The 24,777-nt window shown below is 57.9% G+C and carries 27 protein-coding genes and 4 tRNA genes; all 31 read left to right on the forward strand.

Features of this window, described 5'->3' with window-relative positions:
- Positions 1 to 7: 7 nt before the first annotated feature.
- Entirely contained in the window at positions 8 to 691 is a 684-nt protein-coding gene (locus HNE05_RS02425) for an SPOR domain-containing protein (protein ID WP_173203008.1), read from the forward strand.
- A 131-nt stretch (positions 692 to 822) separates the two neighbouring features.
- Positions 823 to 907: transfer RNA gene (locus tag HNE05_RS02430), tRNA-Tyr, on the forward strand.
- Positions 908 to 931: 24 nt separating this feature from the next.
- A tRNA-Gly gene (locus HNE05_RS02435) sits at positions 932 to 1,005 on the forward strand.
- Between the two features lie 26 nt (positions 1,006 to 1,031).
- Positions 1,032 to 1,107: transfer RNA gene (locus HNE05_RS02440), tRNA-Thr, on the forward strand.
- An 85-nt stretch (positions 1,108 to 1,192) separates the two neighbouring features.
- Positions 1,193 to 2,386, forward strand: coding sequence for an elongation factor Tu (gene tuf / locus HNE05_RS02445; RefSeq protein WP_173203010.1), 1,194 nt, complete (start codon positions 1,193 to 1,195; stop codon positions 2,384 to 2,386).
- A gap of 53 nt (positions 2,387 to 2,439) precedes the next feature.
- Positions 2,440 to 2,515, forward strand: a tRNA-Trp gene (locus tag HNE05_RS02450).
- 47 nt (positions 2,516 to 2,562) lie between these two features.
- Positions 2,563 to 2,931 carry a preprotein translocase subunit SecE gene (secE, locus tag HNE05_RS02455; protein ID WP_173203012.1) on the forward strand — a complete coding sequence of 123 codons (369 nt, stop codon included), beginning with the start codon at positions 2,563 to 2,565 and terminating at the stop codon, positions 2,929 to 2,931.
- A gap of 9 nt (positions 2,932 to 2,940) precedes the next feature.
- Positions 2,941 to 3,474 carry a transcription termination/antitermination protein NusG gene (gene nusG / locus HNE05_RS02460; protein WP_173203014.1) on the forward strand — a complete coding sequence of 178 codons (534 nt, stop codon included), beginning with the start codon at positions 2,941 to 2,943 and terminating at the stop codon, positions 3,472 to 3,474.
- Positions 3,475 to 3,593: 119 nt separating this feature from the next.
- Positions 3,594 to 4,025 (forward strand): 50S ribosomal protein L11, encoded by a 432-nt coding sequence (gene rplK / locus HNE05_RS02465; RefSeq protein ID WP_173203016.1) that lies wholly within the window; start codon positions 3,594 to 3,596, stop codon positions 4,023 to 4,025.
- The gene (gene rplA, locus HNE05_RS02470; RefSeq protein WP_173203018.1) at positions 4,025 to 4,720 is read left to right on the forward strand and encodes a 50S ribosomal protein L1; all 696 of its coding nucleotides are present in this window, start codon (positions 4,025 to 4,027) and stop codon (positions 4,718 to 4,720) included. The genes rplK and rplA overlap by 1 nt, the downstream gene beginning before the upstream one ends.
- A gap of 199 nt (positions 4,721 to 4,919) precedes the next feature.
- A complete protein-coding gene (gene rplJ / locus HNE05_RS02475) occupies positions 4,920 to 5,420 on the forward strand; it encodes a 50S ribosomal protein L10 (protein ID WP_173203020.1) in 501 nt (166 codons plus the stop codon).
- Positions 5,421 to 5,500: 80 nt separating this feature from the next.
- Positions 5,501 to 5,866, forward strand: coding sequence for a 50S ribosomal protein L7/L12 (gene rplL / locus HNE05_RS02480; protein ID WP_173203022.1), 366 nt, complete (start codon positions 5,501 to 5,503; stop codon positions 5,864 to 5,866).
- A gap of 216 nt (positions 5,867 to 6,082) precedes the next feature.
- A complete protein-coding gene (gene rpoB / locus HNE05_RS02485) occupies positions 6,083 to 10,156 on the forward strand; it encodes a DNA-directed RNA polymerase subunit beta (RefSeq protein ID WP_173203024.1) in 4,074 nt (1,357 codons plus the stop codon).
- Between the two features lie 65 nt (positions 10,157 to 10,221).
- On the forward strand, positions 10,222 to 14,418 hold the full coding sequence (gene rpoC / locus HNE05_RS02490; RefSeq protein ID WP_173203026.1) for a DNA-directed RNA polymerase subunit beta': 4,197 nt from the start codon (positions 10,222 to 10,224) through the stop codon (positions 14,416 to 14,418).
- 159 nt (positions 14,419 to 14,577) lie between these two features.
- On the forward strand, positions 14,578 to 14,949 hold the full coding sequence (gene rpsL / locus HNE05_RS02495; protein WP_021217014.1) for a 30S ribosomal protein S12: 372 nt from the start codon (positions 14,578 to 14,580) through the stop codon (positions 14,947 to 14,949).
- A 104-nt stretch (positions 14,950 to 15,053) separates the two neighbouring features.
- The gene (gene rpsG, locus HNE05_RS02500) at positions 15,054 to 15,524 is read left to right on the forward strand and encodes a 30S ribosomal protein S7 (RefSeq protein WP_173203028.1); all 471 of its coding nucleotides are present in this window, start codon (positions 15,054 to 15,056) and stop codon (positions 15,522 to 15,524) included.
- A gap of 30 nt (positions 15,525 to 15,554) precedes the next feature.
- Entirely contained in the window at positions 15,555 to 17,660 is a 2,106-nt protein-coding gene (gene fusA, locus HNE05_RS02505; protein WP_173203030.1) for an elongation factor G, read from the forward strand.
- Positions 17,661 to 17,690: 30 nt separating this feature from the next.
- Positions 17,691 to 18,884 carry an elongation factor Tu gene (gene tuf, locus HNE05_RS02510; RefSeq protein ID WP_173203010.1) on the forward strand — a complete coding sequence of 398 codons (1,194 nt, stop codon included), beginning with the start codon at positions 17,691 to 17,693 and terminating at the stop codon, positions 18,882 to 18,884.
- A gap of 153 nt (positions 18,885 to 19,037) precedes the next feature.
- Complete coding sequence (gene rpsJ, locus HNE05_RS02515; RefSeq protein WP_013789756.1) at positions 19,038 to 19,349, forward strand: 30S ribosomal protein S10; 312 nt, start codon at positions 19,038 to 19,040, stop codon at positions 19,347 to 19,349.
- Between the two features lie 83 nt (positions 19,350 to 19,432).
- Entirely contained in the window at positions 19,433 to 20,068 is a 636-nt protein-coding gene (gene rplC / locus HNE05_RS02520) for a 50S ribosomal protein L3 (RefSeq protein WP_173203032.1), read from the forward strand.
- Positions 20,069 to 20,082: 14 nt separating this feature from the next.
- Positions 20,083 to 20,685 (forward strand): 50S ribosomal protein L4, encoded by a 603-nt coding sequence (gene rplD / locus HNE05_RS02525; protein ID WP_173203034.1) that lies wholly within the window; start codon positions 20,083 to 20,085, stop codon positions 20,683 to 20,685.
- Positions 20,682 to 20,981, forward strand: coding sequence for a 50S ribosomal protein L23 (gene rplW / locus HNE05_RS02530; RefSeq protein WP_160082942.1), 300 nt, complete (start codon positions 20,682 to 20,684; stop codon positions 20,979 to 20,981). The genes rplD and rplW overlap by 4 nt, the downstream gene beginning before the upstream one ends.
- Positions 20,982 to 20,995: 14 nt before the next feature.
- A complete protein-coding gene (rplB, locus tag HNE05_RS02535) occupies positions 20,996 to 21,820 on the forward strand; it encodes a 50S ribosomal protein L2 (RefSeq protein WP_173203036.1) in 825 nt (274 codons plus the stop codon).
- 16 nt (positions 21,821 to 21,836) lie between these two features.
- On the forward strand, positions 21,837 to 22,112 hold the full coding sequence (gene rpsS / locus HNE05_RS02540) for a 30S ribosomal protein S19 (RefSeq protein WP_173203038.1): 276 nt from the start codon (positions 21,837 to 21,839) through the stop codon (positions 22,110 to 22,112).
- Between the two features lie 11 nt (positions 22,113 to 22,123).
- Complete coding sequence (gene rplV / locus HNE05_RS02545) at positions 22,124 to 22,456, forward strand: 50S ribosomal protein L22 (RefSeq protein WP_003103908.1); 333 nt, start codon at positions 22,124 to 22,126, stop codon at positions 22,454 to 22,456.
- A gap of 13 nt (positions 22,457 to 22,469) precedes the next feature.
- Positions 22,470 to 23,156: a 30S ribosomal protein S3 gene (gene rpsC, locus HNE05_RS02550; RefSeq protein ID WP_160082938.1), complete on the forward strand. Its 687-nt coding sequence runs from the start codon at positions 22,470 to 22,472 to the stop codon at positions 23,154 to 23,156.
- A 12-nt stretch (positions 23,157 to 23,168) separates the two neighbouring features.
- Positions 23,169 to 23,582 (forward strand): 50S ribosomal protein L16, encoded by a 414-nt coding sequence (rplP, locus tag HNE05_RS02555; RefSeq protein ID WP_160082936.1) that lies wholly within the window; start codon positions 23,169 to 23,171, stop codon positions 23,580 to 23,582.
- On the forward strand, positions 23,582 to 23,773 hold the full coding sequence (gene rpmC / locus HNE05_RS02560) for a 50S ribosomal protein L29 (protein ID WP_160082934.1): 192 nt from the start codon (positions 23,582 to 23,584) through the stop codon (positions 23,771 to 23,773). The genes rplP and rpmC overlap by 1 nt, the downstream gene beginning before the upstream one ends.
- 2 nt (positions 23,774 to 23,775) lie before the next feature.
- Entirely contained in the window at positions 23,776 to 24,042 is a 267-nt protein-coding gene (gene rpsQ / locus HNE05_RS02565; protein WP_173203040.1) for a 30S ribosomal protein S17, read from the forward strand.
- A 23-nt stretch (positions 24,043 to 24,065) separates the two neighbouring features.
- On the forward strand, positions 24,066 to 24,434 hold the full coding sequence (gene rplN, locus HNE05_RS02570; RefSeq protein WP_003281831.1) for a 50S ribosomal protein L14: 369 nt from the start codon (positions 24,066 to 24,068) through the stop codon (positions 24,432 to 24,434).
- 12 nt (positions 24,435 to 24,446) lie between these two features.
- Complete coding sequence (gene rplX / locus HNE05_RS02575) at positions 24,447 to 24,761, forward strand: 50S ribosomal protein L24 (RefSeq protein WP_173203042.1); 315 nt, start codon at positions 24,447 to 24,449, stop codon at positions 24,759 to 24,761.
- Positions 24,762 to 24,777: the final 16 nt, after the last annotated feature.

Genomic DNA, 24,777 nt, shown 5'->3' on the forward strand with positions numbered 1-24,777 from the left:
GTTCGTTATGCGCTGGCTGTTTTTGCTTCTGCTGGTTCTCAACCTCTTCTATTACGTCTGGCATCAGCAGCAGGCGCCTTTGCGGGTCAAGGAAGTCGAGCCGATGTCCTTGTATCGAGGGCAGCAGCAGAATATTCGTCTGCTAAGTGAGGCGGATAAGGCGCAAGCTCGACGTGAGGTGGTGGCGCCTGAGGTGCCGGCAGGGGTGGCAGAAACCTGCCTGTTCCTGGGTAGCTTTCAGCAGGAGGCGGCGGCGCGTCAGGTTGAGCAGCGCCTGATGTCGCTGGATATCCAGGGTGATGTGCGTGCGGTCGATGCGGCGGCTGGCCTGGATTATTGGGTGTACTTGCCTCCCCTGGCCTCGCGTCAGGCGTCCCTGCGCCAGTTAAAGGAATTGCAGGCGCGCAAGATCGACAGTTACATCATCACTCAGGGCGATCTGGCTAACGGTATTTCGCTGGGAATCTTCCCGCGTGACGACTCCGCGCAGAGTGTCATGCGCCGTTTGGCGGACGCTGGTTATGAGCCTTTGTTGCGTGAATTGCCCCGCGCCCAGCGTAGCTATTGGGTGCGGATTGCCCCGCAGAGTCGGCGTCTGGCTGACGATTTCCTGCTGCAACAATTGGCTGCTGACTTTAAAGGCCTGCAACATCAATTAATGCCGTGCGAAGACGTTGCAACCCTGCGTTAGTTTGCATAGAATGGCGCCCGCTTCGCAGGGTGGCCCTTGCGGGGTTGCTGTCAGAAATTGCTAACCTCAAGTTTTTATTGAGAAATTGCTTGACAGTAGGGTGGCATGAGTTAAGAATGCCGCCTCGTTTTGGAGGGGTTCCCGAGCGGCCAAAGGGATCAGACTGTAAATCTGACGTCTACGACTTCGAAGGTTCGAATCCTTCCCCCTCCACCAAATTTCGCGTGAGTTGCAGGCTCCGCGGGCATGGTTCAATGGTAGAACCTCAGCCTTCCAAGCTGATGATGCGGGTTCGATTCCCGCTGCCCGCTCCAAGTTTGCTGTTTGCGCAACGTGTTTCGCTCTTGTAGCTCAGTTGGTAGAGCACACCCTTGGTAAGGGTGAGGTCAGCGGTTCAAATCCGCTCAAGAGCTCCACTTCAACAAAGGCAGATATGCAGATATCTGCCTTTGTTTTAATGGCGGCGTGACTCGCTCAATTCATTGGTGGGAGACAGTCAAAATGGCAAAAGAAAAGTTCGAACGTAACAAGCCGCACGTCAACGTAGGCACCATCGGTCACGTTGACCACGGTAAGACCACTTTGACTGCTGCTCTGACCCGCGTTTGCTCCGAGGTATTCGGTTCGGCTCGCGTTGACTTCGACAAGATCGACAGCGCCCCGGAAGAAAAAGCTCGCGGTATCACCATCAACACCGCTCACGTTGAGTACGACTCGGCTGTTCGCCACTACGCGCACGTTGACTGCCCGGGCCACGCCGACTACGTAAAAAACATGATCACCGGTGCTGCCCAGATGGACGGCGCGATCCTGGTTTGCTCCGCTGCTGACGGCCCGATGCCGCAGACCCGCGAGCACATCCTGCTGTCCCGTCAGGTAGGTGTTCCGTACATCGTGGTCTTCCTGAACAAGGCTGACATGGTTGACGACGCCGAGCTGCTGGAACTGGTTGAGATGGAAGTTCGTGACCTGCTGTCGACCTACGACTTCCCGGGCGACGACACTCCGATCATCATCGGTTCTGCTCTGATGGCTCTGAACGGCCAAGATGACAACGAAATGGGCACCAGCGCTGTTAAGAAGCTGGTTGAAACTCTGGACAGCTACATCCCAGAGCCGGTTCGTGCTATCGACAAGCCGTTCCTGATGCCGATCGAAGACGTATTCTCGATCTCCGGCCGCGGTACTGTAGTTACCGGTCGTGTAGAGCGCGGTATCGTCAAGATTCAGGAAGAAATCGAAATCGTTGGTCTGCGTGACACTACCAAGACCACCTGCACCGGCGTTGAAATGTTCCGCAAGCTGCTCGACGAAGGTCGTGCTGGCGAGAACTGCGGCGTCCTGCTGCGCGGCACCAAGCGTGACGACGTAGAGCGTGGTCAGGTTCTGGCCAAGCCGGGCACCATCAAGCCGCACACCAAGTTCGAAGCTGAAGTGTACGTGCTGTCCAAAGAAGAAGGCGGTCGTCACACTCCGTTCTTCAAGGGCTACCGTCCGCAGTTCTACTTCCGTACCACTGACGTAACCGGTTCGTGCGAGCTGCCGGAAGGCGTTGAGATGGTAATGCCGGGCGACAACGTGAAAATGGTTGTCACCCTGATCAAGCCGATCGCCATGGAAGATGGTCTGCGTTTCGCGATTCGCGAAGGCGGCCGTACCGTCGGTGCTGGCGTGGTTGCCAAGATCGTCGAGTAATCGGTTGATCTAGCTCTGTCAGGCCGGCATAATGGTCGGCCTGACTTCGTTTTAGGCCAGTAGCTCAATTGGCAGAGCGGCGGTCTCCAAAACCGCAGGTTGGGGGTTCGATTCCCTCCTGGCCTGCCAGATTCCTGAATAAGTGGATCTGGCATTTCTTCTACAGGGTTGTTCTCATGAATGCCAAAGCTGAAGCTAAAGACTCGCGCTTTGACTCGCTGAAGTGGCTGGTTGTTGTCGCTCTCGTGGTCGCTGGCGTGGTCGGCAATCAGTACTTCTCGGCTGAGCCGCTCCTGTATCGTGTGCTGGTTCTCTTGGTTCTTGCTGTTGTGGCTGGTTTTGCCGCACTGCAAACCGCCAAGGGTCAGGCTTTCTTTGCTCTGGCGAAGGAAGCGCGCACGGAGATCCGTAAGGTTGTATGGCCAAGTCGTCAGGAAACTACTCAGACCACGTTGATCGTGGTGGCTGTGGTCCTGGTCATGGCGCTGGTTCTGTGGGGTCTTGATTCCCTCTTGGGCTGGCTTGTTTCGATGATTGTCGGTTAAGGGTGTCCCGTGGCTAAGCGTTGGTACGTTGTGCATGCTTACTCGGGTTACGAGAAGCATGTCATGCGCTCACTGGTTGAGCGTGTCAAGCTGGCTGGCATGGAAGATGTCTTCGGCGAAATTCTGGTCCCCACCGAAGAAGTGGTGGAAATGCGTAACGGCCAGAAGCGCAAGAGTGAGCGCAAGTTCTTCCCCGGCTATGTGCTGGTGCAGATGGAGATGAGCGAGGCGACTTGGCACCTGATCAAGAATACGCCGCGCGTCATGGGCTTCATCGGTGGTACTGCTGATAAGCCGGCACCGATTACCGAAAAAGAAGCCGATGCTATTCTGCGTCGCGTTGCCGATAGCGGTGACAAGCCGAAGCCGAAAACACTGTTCGAGCCGGGCGAGACTGTTCGCGTTGTCGATGGTCCGTTTGCCGACTTCAACGGTGTTGTCGAAGAAGTTAACTACGAAAAGAGCCGGATCCACGTGGCCGTGCTTATTTTCGGTCGTTCCACTCCGGTGGAGCTGGAGTTCAGTCAGGTCGAGAAGGCATAACTGGACAAATCATCCCGTACCCCGCAGCTATTGGCTGCGGGGTTTTGTCGTCACTGGGATAAAGGCGTTATCAACCGGGGAGCCTCTTTAGGCGCTTGAACCCGTATTTGGAGTAGCTCATGGCTAAGAAGATTACCGCTTATATCAAGCTGCAAGTGAAGGCCGCTCAGGCCAACCCGTCGCCGCCCGTTGGTCCGGCTCTGGGTCAGCACGGCGTGAATATCATGGAATTCTGCAAGGCGTTCAACGCCCGTACCCAGGGCATGGAACCTGGCCTGCCGACTCCTGTGATCATCACCGTTTACAGCGACCGCAGCTTCACCTTTGAAACCAAAAGCACCCCGGCTTCGGTTCTGCTGAAAAAGGCCGCCGGCCTGACCAGCGGTTCTGCTCGTCCGAACACCGTCAAAGTTGGCACCGTTACCCGTGCTCAGCTGGAAGAGATCGCTAAAGCCAAGTCGGCTGATCTGACTGCCGCTGATCTGGATGCGGCCGTGCGTACCATCGCCGGCTCCGCGCGTAGCATGGGCCTCAACGTGGAGGGTGTGTAATGGCTAAGCTGACCAAGCGCCAGAAGGCTATCGCTGAAAAAATCGAAGCCGGCAAGCAATACGGCTTCGAAGACGCCGCCAAGCTGTTGGCTGAGCTGTCTGCTGTCAAGTTCACCGAGTCGTTCGATATCGCCATCAACCTCGGCGTTGATCCGCGTAAATCCGACCAGGTCGTACGTGGCGCTACCGTACTGCCGAATGGCACCGGTAAGACTGTTCGCGTTGCCGTGTTCACCCAGGGCCCGGGCGCTGAAGCTGCTCTGGCTGCCGGCGCTGATCGCGTAGGCATGGACGAACTGGCTGCCGAGATGAAAGCCGGCGACCTGAACTACGACGTGGTCATCGCTTCCCCGGATGCCATGCGCGTTGTCGGTCAACTGGGCCAGATCCTCGGTCCGCGCGGTCTGATGCCGAACCCGAAGGTCGGTACCGTGACTCCGGACGTGGCCACTGCCGTTAAGAACGCCAAGGCTGGTCAAGTGCGTTTCCGTACCGACAAGAACGGCATCATCCACACCTCTGTTGGCAAGATCGGCTTCGAAGCCGCTCACCTGAAGCAGAACGTGGAAGCCCTGCTGTCGGACCTCAAGCGTCTGAAGCCGTCCACCTCGAAAGGCATCTACGTCAAGCGCGTGACCCTGAGCACCACCATGGGTCCGGGTCTGGTCATCGACCAGGCATCGCTCGACGCGTAAGTGATTTGGCCGGCGGAGCAATTCGTCGGCCTGGAAAAATTGGGGTCCCTGCCTGGCGGGGGCTATCCAAGACCGTAGGCGGCGCAAGCCTTAAACCTCAAGCCTACGCAGATGGTGCTCCCGGTTCCTTACCGAATCAGACACCAAAACGACATCCGGCCTCGGCCAGATGAAACGGTAACAAGCAGGAGTTTTACCCGTGGCAATTAAACTCGAAGACAAGAAGGCCATCGTCGCTGAAGTCAACGAGGCTGCCAAAGTCGCCCTGTCTGCTGTTGTGGCTGATGCCCGCGGTGTGACGGTAGGCGCTATGACCGGACTCCGTAAAGAGGCTCGTGAAGCAGGCGTATACGTGCGTGTCGTACGTAACACCCTGCTCCGTCGTGCCGTTGCTGACACTGAATACAGTGTCCTCAACGACGCCTTCACCGGCCCGACCTTGATTGCTTTCTCCAACGAACACCCGGGCGCTGCTGCTCGTCTGTTCAAAGAGTTCGCTAAAGGTAACGACAAGTTCGAGATCAAGGCAGCTGCGTTCGAGGGCAAGTTCCTCGCAGCAACCCAGATCGACGTGTTGGCTTCGCTGCCAACTCGCGACGAAGCTATTGCACGACTGATGAGCGTGATCCAAGGCGCTACCAGCAAGCTGGCTCGTACTCTGGCGGCCGTTCGCGACCAGAAAGAAGCTGCCGCTGCCTAAGGCATCGAAAGTACTTTCAAAATCATATGTTTAATTTGATGGCTGCGTAGGCTGTCACCCCAATACAGGAATTTATAGTCATGTCTCTGACTAACGAACAAATCATCGAAGCCATCGGCCAGAAAACCGTTCTGGAAGTTGTTGAACTGATCAAAGCCATGGAAGAAACCTTCGGCGTTACCGCTGCTGTTGCCGCTGCTGGCCCGGCTGCTGCTGCCGCTGTTGTTGAAGAGCAAACCGAGTTCAACGTTGTTCTGCTCGAAGCTGGCGAGAAGAAAGTCAACGTGATCAAGGCTGTTCGCGAACTGACCGGTCTGGGTCTGAAAGAAGCCAAAGAGAAAGTCGACACCGCTCCTCAGATCATCTCCGAAGGCCTGTCCAAGGACGCCGCCGAAGATGCCAAGAAGAAGCTGGAAGAAGCTGGCGCCAAAGTCGAGCTCAAGTAAGCGACGACCTTGCGTCAACAGCCCAAGCATTGCGCTTAAGGCTGGCGGCTGGTGGCTTTTGCCACCGGCCTTTTTCCGTTATGGGCGCTGTGCGCAGGCCTTCGCCCTAACGTGAAAACCCGCTCGAGGGCGGTGCAAACCTAGGGTTTGCAAGATTTTCTGGCTGTTGCCGTCGGGAGCAGCCAAACAAGCAGGTGACCAAGCTGGGGAACGCTGATGGCTTACTCATACACTGAGAAAAAACGTATCCGCAAGGACTTTAGCAAGTTGCCGGACGTGATGGATGTGCCGTATCTCCTGGCCATCCAGTTGGATTCGTACCGCGAATTCCTGCAGGCGGGAGCGAGCAAGGAGCAGTTCCGCGACGTTGGCCTGCATGCGGCCTTCAAGTCCGTATTCCCGATTATCAGCTATTCCGGCAATGCTGCTCTGGAGTACGTTGGCTATCGCCTGGGCGAGCCGGCGTTCGACGTCAAAGAGTGCGTGCTGCGTGGCGTGACATTCGCCGTACCGCTGCGGGTCAAAGTCCGCCTGATCATTTTCGACAAAGAATCGTCGAACAAAGCGATCAAGGACATTAAAGAGCAAGAAGTCTACATGGGGGAAATCCCCCTGATGACCGAGAACGGTACCTTCATCATCAACGGTACCGAGCGCGTCATTGTTTCCCAGCTGCACCGCTCGCCGGGTGTGTTCTTCGACCACGACCGTGGCAAGACCCACAGCTCGGGCAAGCTGCTGTACTCGGCTCGTATCATTCCTTACCGCGGCTCCTGGTTGGACTTCGAGTTCGACCCGAAGGACTGCGTGTTCGTGCGTATCGACCGTCGTCGCAAGCTGCCGGCTTCCGTGCTGCTGCGTGCGCTGGGCTACAGCACTGAGGAAGTGCTGAATGCCTTCTACGCCACCAACGTGTTCCACGTGCAGGGCGAGTCGCTCAACCTGGAACTGGTGCCGCAGCGTCTGCGTGGTGAGATCGCTGCGTTCGACATCAAGGACGAGAAGGGCAAGGTCATTGTTGAGCAAGGCCGCCGTATCACCGCGCGCCACATCAACCAGATCGACAAGGCCGGCATCAAAGAGTTGGAGGTTCCGCTCGACTACGTGCTGGGCCGCACCACTGCGAAAGCCATCGTGCATCCGTCGACCGGTGAGATTGTTGCCGAGTGCAACACCGAGCTGACCACCGACCTGCTGGCCAAGATCGTCAAGGCGCAGGTTGTCCGCATCGAGACCCTGTACACCAACGACATCGATTGCGGTCCGTTCGTCTCCGACACGCTGAAGATCGACTCCACCAGCAACCAGCTGGAAGCCCTGGTCGAGATCTACCGCATGATGCGTCCTGGCGAGCCGCCAACCAAGGATGCTGCCGAGACCCTGTTCAACAACCTGTTCTTCAGCGCCGAGCGTTACGATCTGTCCGCTGTTGGCCGCATGAAGTTCAACCGTCGTATCGGTCGCACCGAGATCGAAGGTTCGGGCGTGCTGAGCAAGGAAGATATCGTCGAGGTGCTCAAGACCCTGGTCGATATCCGTAACGGCAAAGGCATCGTCGACGACATCGACCACCTGGGTAACCGTCGTGTGCGTTGCGTCGGCGAAATGGCCGAGAACCAGTTCCGCGTTGGCCTGGTACGTGTTGAACGTGCGGTCAAAGAGCGTCTGTCGATGGCCGAAAGCGAAGGCCTGATGCCGCAGGACCTGATCAACGCCAAGCCGGTTGCGGCGGCGGTGAAGGAGTTCTTCGGTTCCAGCCAGCTCTCGCAGTTCATGGACCAGAACAACCCGCTCTCCGAGATCACCCACAAGCGCCGTGTTTCCGCACTCGGCCCAGGTGGTCTGACCCGTGAGCGTGCCGGCTTCGAGGTCCGTGACGTACACCCGACCCACTACGGCCGCGTGTGCCCGATCGAGACCCCTGAAGGTCCGAACATCGGTCTGATCAACTCCCTGGCTGCGTATGCGCGCACCAACCAGTACGGCTTCCTGGAAAGCCCGTACCGTGTGGTCAAGGCCGGTCTGGTCACCAATGAAATCGTCTTCCTGTCCGCCATCGAAGAGGCCGATCACGTGATCGCCCAGGCTTCGGCGACCATGAACGACAAGGGCATGCTGACCGACGAACTGGTTGCGGTTCGTCACCTGAACGAATTCACCGTCAAGGCGCCGGAAGACGTCACCCTGATGGACGTGTCGCCGAAGCAGGTAGTTTCTGTTGCGGCCTCGCTGATTCCGTTCCTCGAACACGACGACGCCAACCGCGCGTTGATGGGTTCGAACATGCAGCGTCAGGCTGTACCGACCCTGCGTGCTGACAAGCCGCTGGTAGGTACCGGCATGGAGCGCAACGTTGCCCGTGACTCCGGCGTTTGCGTCGTGGCTCGTCGTGGCGGCGTGATCGACTCGGTCGATGCCAGTCGTGTTGTGGTTCGCGTCAATGACGACGAAGTTGAAACCGGTGAAGCCGGTGTCGACATCTACAACCTGACCAAATACACCCGCTCCAACCAGAACACCTGCATCAACCAGCGTCCGCTGGTGAGCAAGGGTGACAAGGTTGCGCGCAGCGACATCCTGGCCGACGGCCCGTCCACCGACATGGGTGAACTGGCGCTGGGTCAGAACATGCGCGTCGCGTTCATGCCGTGGAACGGTTACAACTTCGAAGACTCCATCTGCCTCTCCGAGCGCGTGGTGCAAGAAGATCGCTTCACCACGATCCACATTCAGGAACTGACCTGTGTGGCCCGTGACACCAAGCTTGGCCCAGAGGAAATCACCGCGGACATCCCGAACGTGGGTGAAGCTGCGCTGAACAAGCTGGACGAAGCCGGTATCGTTTATGTGGGTGCCGAAGTTGGCGCCGGCGACATCCTGGTCGGCAAGGTCACTCCGAAAGGCGAGACCCAGCTGACGCCGGAAGAGAAGCTGCTGCGTGCGATTTTCGGTGAGAAAGCCAGCGACGTGAAAGACACCTCCCTGCGTGTGCCGACCGGCACCAAGGGTACTGTCATTGACGTGCAGGTCTTCACCCGCGATGGCGTGGAGCGCGACTCGCGTGCCCTGTCCATCGAGAAGACGCAGCTCGACGAGATCCGCAAGGACCTCAACGAAGAGTTCCGCATCGTCGAAGGCGCCACCTTCGAGCGTCTGCGTTCCGCCCTGGTGGGTGCCAAGGCCGAAGGCGGTACTGGCCTGAAGAAAGGCGCGGTGATCGACGACGCTTACCTCGATGGCCTCGAGCGCGGTCAGTGGTTCAAGCTGCGCATGGCGGAAGATGCTCTCAACGAGCAGCTGGAGAAGGCCCAGGCCTACATCAGCGACCGTCGCCAGATGCTCGACGACAAGTTCGAAGACAAGAAGCGCAAGCTGCAACAGGGCGATGACCTGGCTCCGGGCGTACTGAAGATCGTCAAGGTCTACCTGGCCATCAAGCGCCGCATCCAGCCGGGCGACAAGATGGCCGGTCGTCACGGTAACAAGGGTGTGGTCTCGGTGATCATGCCGGTCGAAGACATGCCGCACGATGCCAATGGCACCCCGGTCGACATCGTCCTCAACCCGCTGGGCGTACCGTCGCGTATGAACGTCGGTCAGATCCTCGAAACCCACCTGGGCCTCGCGGCCAAGGGCCTGGGCGAGAAGATCAACCGCATGCTCGAAGAGCAGCGCAAGGTCGCCGAGCTGCGCAAGTTCATGCAGCAGATCTACAACGAGATCGGTGGTCGTCAGGAGAACCTGAACGAGCTGTCCGATACCGAGATCCTCGACCTGGCGAAGAACCTGCGTGGCGGTGTGCCGATGGCCACCCCGGTATTCGACGGTGCCAAGGAAAGCGAGATCAAGGCCATGCTCAAGCTGGCCGATCTGCCGGAAAGCGGCCAGATGCGCCTGACTGACGGCCGTACCGGCAACCAGTTCGAGCGTCCGACCACTGTCGGCTACATGTACATGCTCAAACTGAACCACCTGGTCGACGACAAGATGCACGCTCGTTCCACCGGTTCCTACAGCCTGGTTACCCAGCAGCCGCTGGGTGGTAAGGCGCAGTTCGGTGGTCAGCGCTTCGGTGAGATGGAGGTCTGGGCACTGGAAGCCTACGGCGCCGCCTACACCCTGCAGGAAATGCTGACCGTGAAGTCGGACGACGTGAACGGCCGGACCAAGATGTACAAGAACATCGTGGACGGCGATCACCGCATGGAGGCCGGCATGCCCGAGTCCTTCAACGTGTTGATCAAAGAGATCCGCTCGCTCGGTATCGACATCGAACTGGAAACCGAATAACACGCACCGCCTATGCGGCGCCCGGCCAAGGCCGGGTTGCCGCTGGTCCGTGAGGAGGAAAGGCCTTGAAAGACTTGCTGAATCTGTTGAAAAACCAGGGTCAGGTGGAAGAGTTCGATGCGATCCGTATCGGTCTGGCTTCGCCTGAGATGATCCGTTCCTGGTCTTTCGGTGAAGTGAAAAAGCCGGAAACCATCAACTACCGTACCTTCAAGCCTGAGCGCGATGGTCTGTTCTGCGCCAAGATCTTTGGCCCGGTAAAGGACTACGAGTGCCTGTGCGGTAAGTACAAGCGCCTCAAGCATCGTGGCGTGATCTGTGAGAAGTGCGGCGTTGAAGTCGCCCTGGCCAAGGTCCGTCGTGAGCGCATGGCGCACATCGAACTGGCCTCGCCGGTTGCTCACATCTGGTTCCTGAAGTCCCTGCCGAGCCGTATCGGCCTGCTGCTGGACATGACCCTGCGTGACATCGAACGCGTGCTCTATTTCGAGAGCTACGTGGTGATCGATCCGGGCATGACCACCCTGGAGAAGGGCCAGCTGCTGAACGACGAGCAGTACTTCGAAGCCCTCGAAGAGTTCGGTGACGACTTCGACGCGCGCATGGGCGCCGAAGCTGTTCGCGAGCTGCTCAACGCGATCGACCTGGATCACGAGATCGGCCGCCTGCGCGAAGAGATTCCGCAGACCAACTCGGAAACCAAGATCAAGAAGCTGTCCAAGCGCCTGAAGCTGATGGAAGCCTTCAAGGACTCCGGCAACCATCCGGAGTGGATGGTCCTGACCGTTCTGCCGGTACTGCCGCCGGACCTGCGTCCGCTGGTTCCGCTGGATGGTGGCCGCTTCGCGACTTCCGATCTGAATGATCTGTATCGCCGCGTGATCAACCGTAACAACCGTCTGAAGCGCCTGCTCGATCTGTCGGCGCCGGACATCATCGTGCGCAACGAAAAGCGCATGCTGCAGGAAGCGGTCGACGCCCTGCTCGACAACGGCCGTCGCGGTCGTGCCATCACTGGCTCGAACAAGCGTCCGCTGAAGTCGCTGGCCGACATGATCAAAGGTAAGCAAGGTCGCTTCCGTCAGAACCTGCTCGGTAAGCGTGTGGACTACTCCGGTCGTTCCGTGATTACCGTGGGCCCGACCCTGCGCCTGCACCAGTGCGGTCTGCCGAAGAAGATGGCGCTCGAGCTGTTCAAGCCGTTCATTTTCGGCAAGCTGGAAATGCGCGGTATGGCGACCACCATCAAGGCCGCCAAGAAGATGGTCGAGCGTGAGCTGCCCGAGGTTTGGGACGTTCTCGCCGAAGTCATCCGCGAACACCCCGTACTGCTCAACCGCGCACCGACCCTGCACCGTCTGGGTATCCAGGCGTTCGAGCCGGTTCTGATCGAAGGTAAAGCCATCCAGCTGCACCCGCTGGTCTGCGCCGCGTACAACGCCGACTTCGACGGTGACCAGATGGCCGTCCACGTGCCGCTGACGCTGGAAGCCCAGCTGGAAGCGCGTGCGCTGATGATGTCGACCAACAACATCCTCTCGCCTGCCAACGGCGAGCCGATCATCGTACCGTCGCAGGACGTGGTTCTGGGTCTGTACTACATGACCCGTGAAGCGGTGAACGCCAAGGGTGAAGGTCGCGTATTCGCCGACCTGCAGGAAGTCGACCGCGTGTTCCGTGGCGGCGAAGCCTCCCTGCACGCCCGGGTCAAGGTACGCGTCAACGAAGTGGTCAACGAGAAGGACGGCTCGGTTACCCGCCGTACCCGCATCGTCGATACGACTGTCGGTCGTGCCCTGCTGTTCCAGATCGTGCCGGCGGGCCTGCCCTTCGACGTGGTCAACCAGTCGATGAAGAAGAAGGCGATCTCCAAGCTGATCAACCAGTGCTACCGCGTGGTGGGTCTGAAAGAGACCGTGATCTTCGCCGACCAGCTGATGTACACCGGTTTCGCCTACTCGACCATCTCCGGTGTGTCGATCGGCGTGAACGACTTCGTTATCCCGGATGAGAAGGCGCGCATCATCGACGCCGCCACCGAGGAAGTGAAGGAAATCGAATCGCAGTACGCCTCCGGCCTGGTCACCCAGGGCGAGAAGTACAACAAGGTGATCGACCTCTGGTCCAAGGCCAACGACGAAGTGTCGAAGGCGATGATGGCCAACCTGTCGAAAGAGCCGGTTGTCGATCGCGATGGCAAGACCGTCGAGCAGGAGTCCTTCAACTCCATGTACATGATGGCCGACTCCGGTGCTCGTGGTAGCGCCGCGCAGATCCGCCAGCTGGCCGGTATGCGTGGTCTGATGGCCAAGCCGGACGGCTCCATCATCGAGACGCCGATCACCGCCAACTTCCGTGAAGGTCTGAACGTACTGCAGTACTTCATCTCCACTCACGGTGCGCGTAAGGGTCTGGCGGATACCGCACTGAAGACCGCTAACTCCGGTTACCTGACTCGTCGCCTGGTCGACGTGGCGCAGGATCTGGTAGTGACCGAAGTCGATTGCGGCACCGAGCACGGTCTGCTGATGACTCCGCACATCGAAGGCGGTGACGTGGTCGAACCGCTGGGTGAGCGCGTACTGGGTCGAGTGATCGCCAAGGACGTGTTCAAGCCGGGCAGCGACGAAGTCATCGTGCCGGCCGGTACCCTGGTCGACGAGCAGTGGGTCGAGTTCATCGAGCGCGCCAGCATCGACGAAGTGATCGTGCGTTCGCCGATCAGCTGCGAAACCCGCTACGGCATCTGCGCCAAGTGCTACGGCCGCGATCTGGCCCGTGGTCATCAGGTCAACATCGGTGAAGCGGTCGGCGTTATCGCTGCCCAGTCCATCGGTGAGCCGGGTACCCAGCTGACCATGCGTACGTTCCACATCGGTGGTGCGGCCAGCCGTACTTCCGCTGCCGACAGCGTTCAGGTGAAGAACGGCGGCGCGATCCGTCTGCACAACCTGAAGCACGTTGAGCGCGTGGACGGCAACCTGGTGGCGGTTTCCCGCTCCGGCGAGCTGGCCGTGGCCGACGAGTTCGGTCGCGAGCGCGAGCGCTACAAGCTGCCGTACGGTGCGGTCATTTCCGTGAAGGAAGGTGACAAGGTCGAAGCTGGCGCCATCGTCGCCAAGTGGGACCCGCACACCCACCCGATCGTGACCGAGATGAAGGGTGTGGTTACCTTCGTCGGCATGGAAGAAGGCATCACCATCAAGCGCCAGACCGACGAACTGACCGGTCTGACCAACATCGAAGTGCTGGATCCGAAAGACCGTCCGGCCGCTGGCAAGGACATTCGTCCGGCGATCAAGATGGTCGATGCCAATGGCAAGGAACTGCTGCTGCCAGGTACCGACGTACCGGCTCAGTACTTCCTGCCGGCCAACGCCCTGGTCGGCGTGGCTGACGGTGCGCAGATTGCGGTCGGTGACGTTATCGCCCGTATCCCGCAGGAAACTTCGAAGACCCGCGACATCACCGGTGGTCTGCCGCGTGTTGCCGACCTGTTCGAAGCGCGTCGTCCGAAAGAAGCTTCGATCCTGGCGGAAATCAGCGGCACCATCGCCTTCGGTAAAGAGACCAAGGGCAAGCGCCGTCTGGTCATCACTCCGACCGATGGCAGCGATCCGTACGAGGAGCTGATTCCGAAGTGGCGTCACCTGAACGTCTTCGAAGGCGAACAAGTGAACCGCGGCGAAGTGATCTCCGACGGTCCGAGCGATCCGCACGACATCCTGCGTCTGCTGGGCGTCAGTGCGCTGGCCAAGTACATCGTCAACGAGATCCAGGACGTTTACCGCCTGCAGGGCGTGAAGATCAACGACAAGCACATCGAGACCATCCTGCGTCAGATGCTGCGTAAAGTTGAGATCACCGAATCCGGCGACTCCAGCTTCATCAAGGGCGACCAGATGGAACTGACCCACGTTCTCGGCGAGAACGAGCGTCTGTCTGCAGATGAGAAATTCGTCTCCAGGTTCGACCGCGTTCTGCTGGGTATCACCAAGGCCTCGCTGTCCACCGAATCGTTCATCTCGGCGGCCTCCTTCCAGGAGACCACTCGCGTATTGACCGAGGCGGCGGTTACCGGCAAGCGCGACTACCTGCGCGGCCTGAAGGAAAACGTGGTGGTGGGTCGTCTGATCCCGGCCGGTACCGGTCTGGCTTACCACAGCGAGCGCAAGCGTCGCCGTGAAGCCGACAAGCCGGTGCGCGTCAGCGCCAGTGAAGTGGAAGCAGCGCTGACTGAAGCGCTGAACTCCGGCAATTGAGTGTGATGCCCCGGGCGAGCAATCGTCCGGGGCGTTTCCTTGACTGGGGGCGTCAGTCTCTTTAGACTCATGCACCCCTAAATTTGGCAGGGCGCTGTGCTCTGCCATTTTGCTTTTGTTGTAATAAATAGCGTCGAAAGACAACAGTGGAGCTAGTAGATGGCAACTATCAACCAGCTGGTACGTCAGCCGCGCAAGCGTATCGTCGAGAAATCCGACGTTCCTGCGCTGCAGAACTGCCCGCAGCGTCGTGGCGTGTGCACCCGCGTGTACACCACCACGCCGAAGAAACCGAACTCCGCACTGCGTAAAGTGTGCCGTGTTCGTCTGACCAACGGTTTTGAAGTCACCTCCTACATCGGTGGTGAAGGTCACAACCTGCAAGAGCACAGCGTCGTGCTGATCCGTGGCGGTCGTGTAAAAGACCTTCCGGGTGTGCGCTACCACACTGTTCGCGGTTCGCTGGATACCACCGGCGTTAAAGACCGTAAGCAGGGTCGCTCGAAGTACGGTACCAAGCGTCCGAAGTAATTCGGTTCGCCATTTTTCTTTTTATTGAGTCGATAAGAGTAAGGTCGGGCGTAACCGAATGGTTATGGTCCCGGGCTAACCTGAAGACCGTTTGAGGGCTTATCATGCCAAGACGTCGTGTAGCAGCTAAGCGTGAGATTCTGGACGATCCGAAATACGGAAGCCTGATTCTCGCCAAATTCATGAACCACGTGATGGAAAGCGGCAAAAAAGCAGTCGCCGAGCGCATCGTTTACGGTGCCCTGGAAACTGTTAAAGCGCGCAAGAACAGCGATCCCCTGGAGATCTTCGAGAAAGCTCTCGACGCCATCGCTCCGCTGGTCGAAGTGAAGTCCCGCCGTGTTGGCGGTGCGACTTACCAGGTTCCGGTCGAAGTTCGTCCGTCCCGTCGTAATGCCCTGGCCATGCGTTGGCTGGTGGATTACGCCCGCAAGCGTGGCGAGAAGTCCATGGCTCTGCGCCTTGCTGGCGAGCTGCTGGATGCTGCGGAAGGCAAAGGCGCTGCAGTGAAGAAGCGTGAAGACGTGCACCGTATGGCTGAAGCCAACAAGGCCTTCTCGCACTACCGCTTCTAATTTTCGCGCTTCTAAATTTGCGAGGGCTTTATGGCTCGTACTACACCGATTAACCGGTACCGTAACATCGGTATCGTGGCTCACGTGGACGCGGGTAAAACCACGACCACCGAGCGTGTGCTTTTCTACACCGGGAAAAGCCACAAGATGGGCGAGGTGCATGACGGCGCCGCGACCACCGACTGGATGGTGCAGGAGCAGGAGCGTGGTATTACCATTACTTCTGCTGCCATTACCGCTTTCTGGAAGGGCTCCGAGAAGCAGTACAAGGACGAGCACCGCTTCAACGTCATCGACACCCCCGGGCACGTTGACTTCACCATTGAAGTTGAGCGTTCGCTGCGTGTACTCGACGGCGCGGTCGTTGTGTTCTGTGGTACCTCGGGCGTTGAGCCGCAGTCGGAAACCGTATGGCGTCAGGCCAACAAATACGGCGTTCCGCGTCTTGTTTACGTCAACAAGATGGACCGTGCCGGTGCTGACTTCCTGCGCGTGATCGGTCAGATCAAGCAGCGTCTGGGCCACACTCCGGTGCCGATCCAGCTGGCTATCGGTTCCGAAGACAACTTCCAGGGTCAGATCGATCTGATCAACATGCAAGCTGTCTACTGGAACGATGCTGACAAGGGCATGGTCCCGGTTCGCAAGGACATTCCGGCTGAACTGCTGGAAGAAGCCGAGAAGTGGCGCAGCAACATGGTTGAGGCTGCGGCCGAAGCCAACGAAGAGCTGATGAACAAGTACCTCGAGGGTGAAGAACTCACTATCGAGGAAATCAAGGGCGCTCTGCGTCAGCGTACTATCGCTGGTGAAATCGTTCTGGCTGTTTGCGGTTCTTCCTTCAAGAACAAGGGTGTCCCCCTGGTTCTCGACGCCGTTATCGACTTCCTGCCTGCTCCTACCGACATTCCTGCTATCAAGGGTTCCAACCCGGATAACGAGGAAGAGGAAATGGAGCGTCATGCAAGTGACGACGAGCCGTTCGCGGCGCTGGCGTTCAAGATCGCTACCGACCCATTCGTGGGTACCTTGACCTTCGTTCGCGTTTACTCGGGCGTATTGGCCTCGGGCGACGGCGTGATCAACTCGGTTAAAGGCAAGAAAGAGCGTGTGGGTCGTATGGTGCAAATGCACGCAAACGCCCGCGAAGAAATCAAGGAAGTGCGCGCTGGTGACATCGCGGCCTTGATCGGCATGAAGGACGTCACCACTGGCGAAACTTTGTGCAACGCTGATAAGCCGATCATCCTGGTTCGCATGGACTTCCCGGAGCCGGTTATTTCGGTTGCCGTTGAGCCGAAGACCAAAGATGACCAGGAAAAAATGGGTATCGCTCTGGGCAAGCTTGCTCAGGAAGACCCGTCTTTCCGCGTCAAGACCGATGAGGAGACTGGTCAGACCATCATCTCCGGCATGGGCGAATTGCACCTGGACATCCTGGTTGACCGGATGCGCCGTGAGTTCAACGTCGAAGCCAACATCGGTAAGCCTCAGGTTTCCTATCGTGAGCGCATCACGAAGAACTGCGAAATCGAAGGCAAGTTCGTTCGTCAGTCCGGCGGTCGTGGTCAGTTCGGCCATTGCTGGATCCGTTTTGCTCCTGCTGACGAAGGTCAGGAAGGTCTGCAGTTCGTGAACGAAGTAGTGGGTGGTGTGGTTCCTAAGGAATACATCCCGGCTATCCAGAAGGGTATCGAAGAGCAGATGAAGAACGGCGTTGTTGCCGGCTATCCGCTGATCGGCCTGAAGGCTACCGTGTTTGATGGTTCCTACCACGACGTCGACTCGAACGAGATGGCGTTCAAGGTGGCTGCCTCCATGGCAACCAAGCAGCTGGCCCAGAAGGGCGGTGGTGAGTTGCTTGAGCCGATCATGGCGGTAGAGGTTGTTACCCCTGAAGACTATATGGGTGACGTGATGGGCGACCTTAACCGCCGTCGCGGCATGATCTTGGGTATGGAAGACACGATCTCCGGCAAAGTAATTCGCGCCGAAGTTCCGCTGGGTGAGATGTTCGGTTATGCGACCGACGTCCGTTCCATGTCTCAGGGTCGCGCTAGCTACTCTATGGAATTCAAAAAATACAATACGGCTCCGTCGCACATCGTCGAGTCTGTAACCAAAAAACAAGGCTGATTCAGCCCTTTAGGCAAGGAGTTCACTGTCGTGGCTAAAGAAAAGTTTGAACGTAACAAACCGCACGTCAACGTAGGCACCATCGGTCACGTTGACCACGGTAAAACCACCCTGACCGCAGCTCTGACCCGCGTTTGCTCCGAAGTATTCGGTTCGGCTCGCGTTGACTTCGACAAGATCGACAGCGCCCCGGAAGAAAAAGCTCGCGGTATCACCATCAACACCGCTCACGTTGAGTACGATTCGGCTGTTCGCCACTACGCGCACGTTGACTGCCCGGGCCACGCCGACTACGTAAAAAACATGATCACCGGTGCTGCCCAGATGGACGGCGCGATCCTGGTTTGCTCCGCTGCTGACGGCCCGATGCCGCAGACCCGCGAGCACATCCTGCTGTCCCGCCAGGTAGGTGTTCCGTACATCGTGGTCTTCCTGAACAAGGCTGACATGGTTGACGACGCCGAGCTGCTGGAACTGGTTGAGATGGAAGTTCGTGACCTGCTGTCGACCTACGACTTCCCGGGCGACGACACTCCGATCATCATCGGTTCTGCACTGATGGCTCTGAACGGCCAAGATGACAACGAAATGGGCACCAGCGCTGTTAAGAAGCTGGTTGAAACTCTGGACAGCTACATCCCAGAGCCGGTTCGTGCTATCGACAAGCCGTTCCTGATGCCGATCGAAGACGTATTCTCGATCTCCGGCCGCGGTACTGTGGTTACCGGTCGTGTAGAGCGCGGTATCGTCAAGATCCAGGAAGAAATCGAGATCGTTGGTCTGCGTGACACCACCAAGACCACCTGCACCGGCGTTGAAATGTTCCGCAAGCTGCTCGACGAAGGTCGTGCTGGCGAGAACTGCGGCGTCCTGCTGCGCGGCACCAAGCGTGACGACGTAGAGCGTGGTCAGGTTCTGGCCAAGCCGGGCACCATCAAGCCGCACACCAAGTTCGAAGCTGAAGTGTACGTGCTGTCCAAAGAAGAAGGCGGTCGTCACACTCCGTTCTTCAAGGGCTACCGTCCGCAGTTCTACTTCCGTACCACCGACGTAACCGGTTCGTGCGAACTGCCGGAAGGCGTTGAGATGGTCATGCCGGGCGACAACGTGAAAATGGTTGTCACCCTGATCAAGCCGATCGCCATGGAAGATGGTCTGCGTTTCGCGATTCGCGAAGGCGGCCGTACCGTTGGTGCTGGCGTGGTTGCCAAGATCGTCGAGTAATCGATTGTCGCGGTAAAGGAAAAGGCCCTTCGGGGCCTTTTCTGTTTTCTGGACAAAAGTTGACACCCCCTGGGCGCATCCGTACAATCACGCCTCCTTTTAACGGGCGTAGTCCGTCCGTTGGGGATAGCAGAGATAGAGTCTGAGGTCAAAATGCAAAACCAACAAATCCGTATTCGGTTGAAGGCTTTTGACCATCGCCTGATCGATCAATCCACCCAGGAAATCGTGGAAACCGCGAAACGTACTGGTGCTCAGGTGCGTGGTCCTATTCCTCTGCCTACTCGCAAGGAGCGTTTCACCGTACTGACTTCTCCGCACGTCAACAAAGACGCGCGTGATCAGTACGAGATTCGCACTCATAAGCGTGTTCTGGACATCGTCCAGCCGACGGATAAAACCGTTGACGCGCTGATGAAGCTTGACCTTGCAGCTGGCGTGGAAGTGCAGATCAGCCTCGGCTAAAACCTTGGGGTTTTAGTCGTGTAACGCTCTGAAATGGGCGGCCATAGCGGGTGAAAGCCCCGTACACTCATGAGGTTTACAACATGACTATTGGTGTAGTCGGTCGTAAGTGCGGCATGACCCGCATTTTCACCGAAGAAGGTGTCTCCATTCCGGTTACGGTCATTGAGATCGAGCCGAATCGCGTCACCCAGTTCAAAACTGAAGAAAGCGATGGCTATCGCGCCGTGCAGGTTACCGTTGGTGAGCGTCGTGCTTCCCGCGTAACCAAGGCTCAGGCTGGCCACTTTGCCAAGGCAAATGTTGCTGCTGGTCGCGGTGTCTGGGAATTCCGTCTTGAAGAAGGCGAGTACCAGGCTGGCGATCAGATCACCGCTGAGTTGTTCCAAGCTGGTCAACTGGTGGATGTCACCGGTGAATCCAAGGGTAAAGGCTTTGCCGGTACCATCAAGCGCTGGAACTTCCGTGGTCAGGACAATACCCACGGTAACTCCCTCTCTCACCGCGTCCCGGGCTCCATCGGCCAGTGCCAGACTCCTGGTCGTGTGTTCAAGGGCAAAAAAATGTCCGGTCATATGGGCGCTGAGCGCGTGACCGTGCAGTCCCTGGAAGTTGTGCGCGTCGACGCTGAACGCAATCTGCTGCTGGTCAAGGGTGCCGTTCCTGGCGCTACTGGCGGCAATCTGGTTGTGCGTCCGGCTACCAAGGCTCGCGGTTAAGGGGAGATGCTGAGATGCAATTGAATGTAACTAACGCTCAGGCGATCGAAGTCTCCGACGCGACTTTCGGCAGCGAATACAACGAGACCCTGGTTCACCAGGCCGTTGTCGCCTACATGGCTGGCGGTCGTCAGGGCAGCAAGCAGCAGAAGACTCGTTCCGACGTGTCCGGTGGTGGCAAGCGTCCGTGGCGTCAGAAGGGCACTGGTCGTGCTCGTGCTGGTACCACTCGTGGTCCGATCTGGCGTGGCGGTGGTGTGACCTTCGCAGCTCGTCCGCAGAACCATGACCAGAAGCTCAACAAGAAGATGTATCGCGCCGCTCTGCGCTCGATCCTCTCCGAGTTGGTGCGTGCTGATCGTCTGGTTGTCGTGGAAGACTTCGCTGTTGATGCACCGAAAACCAAGGTTCTCCTGGACAAGCTGAATGGCATGGGTCTGAACGACGTTCTGATCGTGTCCGATGCTGTCGACCAGAACCTGTACCTGGCTGCGCGCAACCTGCCGCACGTCGACGTACGCGACGTTCAAGGTTCCGATCCTGTCAGCCTGATCGCCTACGACAAGGTGCTGGTCACCGTGTCTGCCGTGAAGAAATTCGAGGAGCTGCTGGGATGAACCAGGAACGCGTATTTAAAGTGCTGGTTGGCCCGCATGTCTCCGAGAAAGCCACTGTGCTGGCGGACGGCAAGAGCCAATTCGTTTTCAAGGTTGCCACTGATGCAACCAAGCTGGAAATCAAGAAGGCCGTCGAAAGCCTGTTCAACGTGAAAGTGGCCGCTGTTAATACCGTGAATGTTCTCGGTAAAAGCAAGCGCACCGCTCGCGGCGTTGGCAAGCGTAACGACTGGAAGAAGGCGTATATCGCTCTTCAGCCGGGCCAGGACATCGATTTCGCCAGCAGTGCTGAGTAAGGTAGGGGTGCATCATGGCAATCGTTAAATGCAAACCGACTTCCGCTGGCCGCCGTTTCGTGGTCAAGGTGGTCAATCAGGAGCTGCACAAAGGCGCTCCTCATGCTCCGCTGCTCGAGAAGAAGTCGAAGACTGGCGGCCGTAACAACAACGGTCGTATCACCACTCGTCACATCGGTGGTGGTCACAAGCAGCACTATCGTCTGGTCGATTTCCGTCGCAACGACAAAGATGGCATTCCAGCCACTGTCGAGCGTATCGAATACGATCCGAACCGTACCGCGCACATCGCTCTGCTGAAGTACGCCGACGGTGAGCGTCGCTACATCATCGCGCCGAAGGGCGTGAGCGCTGGTGATCAGCTGATCGCTGGTTCCGCTGCTCCGATCAAGGCTGGCAACAGCATGTCGCTGCGCAGCATCCCGGTGGGTTCGACCGTTCACGGTATCGAGCTGAAGCCAGGTAAAGGTGCTCAGATCGCGCGTTCCGCTGGTGCTTCGGCTCAGCTGGTTGCTCGTGAAGGTGCTTACGTCACGCTGCGTCTGCGCTCCGGCGAGATGCGTAAAGTACTGGCTGAATGCCGTGCGACCCTGGGCGAAGTCTCGAACTCCGAGCACAGCCTGCGTTCGCTGGGTAAAGCTGGTGCCAAGCGCTGGCGCGGTGTTCGCCCGACCGTCCGCGGCGTGGCGATGAACCCGGTAGACCACCCACATGGTGGTGGTGAAGGTCGTACCTCTGGTGGCCGTCATCCGGTGTCTCCATGGGGCTTCCCGACTAAGGGCGCGAAGACTCGTGGTAACAAACGCACCGACAACATGATCGTCCGTCGTCGCAAGTAACTAGAGGGATACGACAGTGCCGCGTTCTCTGAAAAAAGGTCCTTTTATCGATCTTCACCTACTGAAGAAGGTCGAAGTGGCGATGGAAAAGAATGATCGCAAGCCGGTTAAAACCTGGTCGCGCCGTTCCATGATCCTGCCGCAAATGGTCGGTCTGACCATCGCTGTACATAACGGTCGTCAACACGTCCCCGTTCTCGTGAACGAAGACATGGTCGGCCATAAACTCGGCGAGTTCGCTGGTACCCGCACTTATCGTGGGCACGTGGCGGACAAGAAAGCCAAGCGTTAAGGGGTTAGGAAATGGAAGTAGCCGCTAAGTTGTCGGGCGCTCGCATCTCCGCCCAGAAAGCCCGCTTGGTCGCCGACCAGATCCGCGGGAAGAAGGTGGGCGAAGCGCTCAACCTCCTGGCTTTCAGCAGTAAGAAAGCCGCCGAGATCATGAAGAAAGTGCTGGAGTCGGCCGTAGCCAACGCCGAGCACAACGAAGGCGCAGACGTTGATGACCTGAAGGTCAGCACCGTTTTCGTCAACGAGGGGCGTTCGCTGAAGCGCATCATGCCGCGTGCCAAAGGCCGCGCTGATCGCATCGTCAAGCGGTCTTGCCATATCACTGTCAAGGTTGCGGACAAGTAACGGAGTCGATCAGATGGGTCAGAAAGTACATCCCACTGGCATTCGCCTGGGAATCGTCAAGGAGCACACCTCCGTTTGGTACGCAGACAAGCGTCAATACGCTGATTATCTGTTTGCCGACCTCAAGGTTCGTGAGTATCTCCAAGACAAACTAAAAAGCGCGTCCGTAAGCCGTATCGACATTGCTCGTCCGGCTCAGACTGCACGCATCACCATCCACACCGCTCGTCCCGGCATCGTGATCGGCAAGAAAGGTGAAGATGTTGAGAAGCTGCGTCAGGACCTGACCAAGCAAATGGGTGTGCCGGTGCACATCAACATCGAAGAGATCCGCAAGCCGGAACTCGACGGTCTGTTGGTAGCACAGAGCGTTGCTCAGCAGCTGGAGCGTCGTGTGATGTTCCGCCGCGCCATGAAACGTGCCGTACAAAACGCCATGCGTATTGGTGCCAAGGGCATCAAGATCCAGGTGAGCGGTCGTCTTGGCGGTGCAGAAATCGCCCGTACCGAATGGTATCGCGAAGGTCGTGTGCCTCTGCACACCCTGCGTGCCGATATCGATTACGCCACTTACGAAGCGCACACCACTTACGGTGTGATCGGTGTGAAGGTTTGGATCTTCAAAGGTGAGGTCATCGGTGGCCTCAAAGAAGAGCTGAAACCACAAGCGCCCGCTCCTCGTAAAAAAGCTGCCAAGTAAGGAGTACGCAAAATGCTGCAACCCAAGCGTACAAAATTCCGCAAGCAGATGACTGGCCACAACCGTGGTCTGGCTCAGCGCGGTAGCAAGGTCAGCTTCGGCGAATTCGCCCTGAAAGCTGTCGCACGTGGTCGCCTGACTGCTCGTCAGATCGAGTCGGCTCGTCGTGCCCTGACTCGTCACGTTAAGCGTGGCGGTAAAATCTGGATCCGTGTTTTCCCGGACAAGCCTGTTACCAAAAAGCCCCTCGAAGTTCGTATGGGTAAAGGGAAGGGCGGCGTCGAGTACTGGGTAGCCCAGATTCAGCCGGGCAAGGTTCTGTACGAGATCGAAGGTGTTCCAGAAGAGCTGGCGCGTGAGGCATTCGCCCTGGCTGCTGCAAAGCTGCCCCTCGCCACCTCCTTTGTTAAGCGGACGGTGATGTGATGAAAGCGAATGAACTTCGTGAAAAATCGGTTCAGCAGCTGAACGAGCAACTGCTCGGTCTGCTGCGCGATCAGTTCAATCTGCGTATGCAGAAAGCAACTGGTCAGTTGGGGCAGTCTCACCTGCTCTCGCAAGTGAAGCGCGACATTGCTCGCGTGAAGACTGTGCTCACCCAGCAGGCAGGTAAGTAATCATGGCTGAAGCTGAGAAAACCGTCCGCACGCTGACTGGCCGCGTCGTCAGCGACAAAATGGACAAGACCATCACCGTTCTGATCGAGCGCCGCGTTAAGCACCCGATCTACGGTAAATACGTGAAGCGTTCGACCAAACTGCACGCCCACGACGAAACCAATCAGTGCCGCATCGGCGACAAGGTCACCATTCGTGAGACCCGTCCGCTGGCCAAGACCAAGTCTTGGGCACTGGTCGAAGTCGTCGAACGTGCCGTGGAAGTCTAAGGACTAGGGGTCGGAGAAATTATATGATTCAGACTCAATCCATGCTCGACGTCGCTGACAACAGCGGTGCTCGTCGCGTTATGTGCATCAAGGTCCTTGGTGGTTCGCACCGTCGTTACGCCGGTATCGGCGACATCATCAAGGTCACCGTGAAGGAAGCAATTCCGCGCGGTAAAGTGAAGAAAGGCCAGGTGATGACCGCTGTTGTGGTCCGCACCCGTCACGGCGTTCGTCGTCCTGATGGCTCGATCATCCGCTTTGATGGCAACGCTGCTGTTCTGCTGAACAACAAGCAAGAGCCGATCGGCACCCGTATCTTCGGGCCAGTGACTCGTGAACTTCGTACTGAGAAGTTCATGAAGATCGTCTCGCTCGCCCCCGAAGTGCTGTAAGGAGAAGCCGTCATGCAAAAGATTCGTCGTGATGACGAGATCATCGTGATCGCCGGCAAAGACAAAGGTAAGCGTGGCAAGGTGCTCAAGGTTCTCGCTGACGACCGTCTGGTCGTTGGTGGGATCAACCTGGTGAAGCGCCATACCAAGCCGAACCCGATGCTGGGTGCTCAAGGCGGTATCGTCGAGAAAGAGGCGCCTCTGCACGTCTCTAACGTCGCCATTTTCAACAATGAAACCAACAAGGCTGACCGCGTTGGCTTCAAAGTTGAAGACGGTAAGAAAATTCGTGTCTTCAAGTCCACCCAAAAGCCGGTTGGCGCTTGAGAATCATAGGTAGAAC

Source organism: Pseudomonas campi, from assembly GCF_013200955.2.
GTDB classification, from domain to species: domain Bacteria; phylum Pseudomonadota; class Gammaproteobacteria; order Pseudomonadales; family Pseudomonadaceae; genus Aquipseudomonas; species Aquipseudomonas campi.

Excerpts from the sequence above, each read along its gene's own strand:
- HNE05_RS02425 (WP_173203008.1), top strand. The coding sequence starts at position 8 with ATGCGCTGGCTGTTTTTGCTTCTGCTGGTTCTCAACCTCTTCTATTAC.
- tuf (WP_173203010.1), top strand. The coding sequence starts at position 1,193 with ATGGCAAAAGAAAAGTTCGAACGTAACAAGCCGCACGTCAACGTAGGC.
- secE (WP_173203012.1), top strand. The coding sequence starts at position 2,563 with ATGAATGCCAAAGCTGAAGCTAAAGACTCGCGCTTTGACTCGCTGAAG.
- rplK (WP_173203016.1), top strand. The coding sequence starts at position 3,594 with ATGGCTAAGAAGATTACCGCTTATATCAAGCTGCAAGTGAAGGCCGCT.
- rplA (WP_173203018.1), top strand. The coding sequence starts at position 4,025 with ATGGCTAAGCTGACCAAGCGCCAGAAGGCTATCGCTGAAAAAATCGAA.
- rplL (WP_173203022.1), top strand. The coding sequence starts at position 5,501 with ATGTCTCTGACTAACGAACAAATCATCGAAGCCATCGGCCAGAAAACC.
- rpoB (WP_173203024.1), top strand. The coding sequence starts at position 6,083 with ATGGCTTACTCATACACTGAGAAAAAACGTATCCGCAAGGACTTTAGC.
- rpsL (WP_021217014.1), top strand. The coding sequence starts at position 14,578 with ATGGCAACTATCAACCAGCTGGTACGTCAGCCGCGCAAGCGTATCGTC.
- rpsG (WP_173203028.1), top strand. The coding sequence starts at position 15,054 with ATGCCAAGACGTCGTGTAGCAGCTAAGCGTGAGATTCTGGACGATCCG.
- fusA (WP_173203030.1), top strand. The coding sequence starts at position 15,555 with ATGGCTCGTACTACACCGATTAACCGGTACCGTAACATCGGTATCGTG.
- rpsJ (WP_013789756.1), top strand. The coding sequence starts at position 19,038 with ATGCAAAACCAACAAATCCGTATTCGGTTGAAGGCTTTTGACCATCGC.
- rplC (WP_173203032.1), top strand. The coding sequence starts at position 19,433 with ATGACTATTGGTGTAGTCGGTCGTAAGTGCGGCATGACCCGCATTTTC.
- rplD (WP_173203034.1), top strand. The coding sequence starts at position 20,083 with ATGCAATTGAATGTAACTAACGCTCAGGCGATCGAAGTCTCCGACGCG.
- rplW (WP_160082942.1), top strand. The coding sequence starts at position 20,682 with ATGAACCAGGAACGCGTATTTAAAGTGCTGGTTGGCCCGCATGTCTCC.
- rplB (WP_173203036.1), top strand. The coding sequence starts at position 20,996 with ATGGCAATCGTTAAATGCAAACCGACTTCCGCTGGCCGCCGTTTCGTG.
- rplV (WP_003103908.1), top strand. The coding sequence starts at position 22,124 with ATGGAAGTAGCCGCTAAGTTGTCGGGCGCTCGCATCTCCGCCCAGAAA.
- rpsC (WP_160082938.1), top strand. The coding sequence starts at position 22,470 with ATGGGTCAGAAAGTACATCCCACTGGCATTCGCCTGGGAATCGTCAAG.
- rplP (WP_160082936.1), top strand. The coding sequence starts at position 23,169 with ATGCTGCAACCCAAGCGTACAAAATTCCGCAAGCAGATGACTGGCCAC.
- rpmC (WP_160082934.1), top strand. The coding sequence starts at position 23,582 with ATGAAAGCGAATGAACTTCGTGAAAAATCGGTTCAGCAGCTGAACGAG.
- rpsQ (WP_173203040.1), top strand. The coding sequence starts at position 23,776 with ATGGCTGAAGCTGAGAAAACCGTCCGCACGCTGACTGGCCGCGTCGTC.
- rplN (WP_003281831.1), top strand. The coding sequence starts at position 24,066 with ATGATTCAGACTCAATCCATGCTCGACGTCGCTGACAACAGCGGTGCT.
- rplX (WP_173203042.1), top strand. The coding sequence starts at position 24,447 with ATGCAAAAGATTCGTCGTGATGACGAGATCATCGTGATCGCCGGCAAA.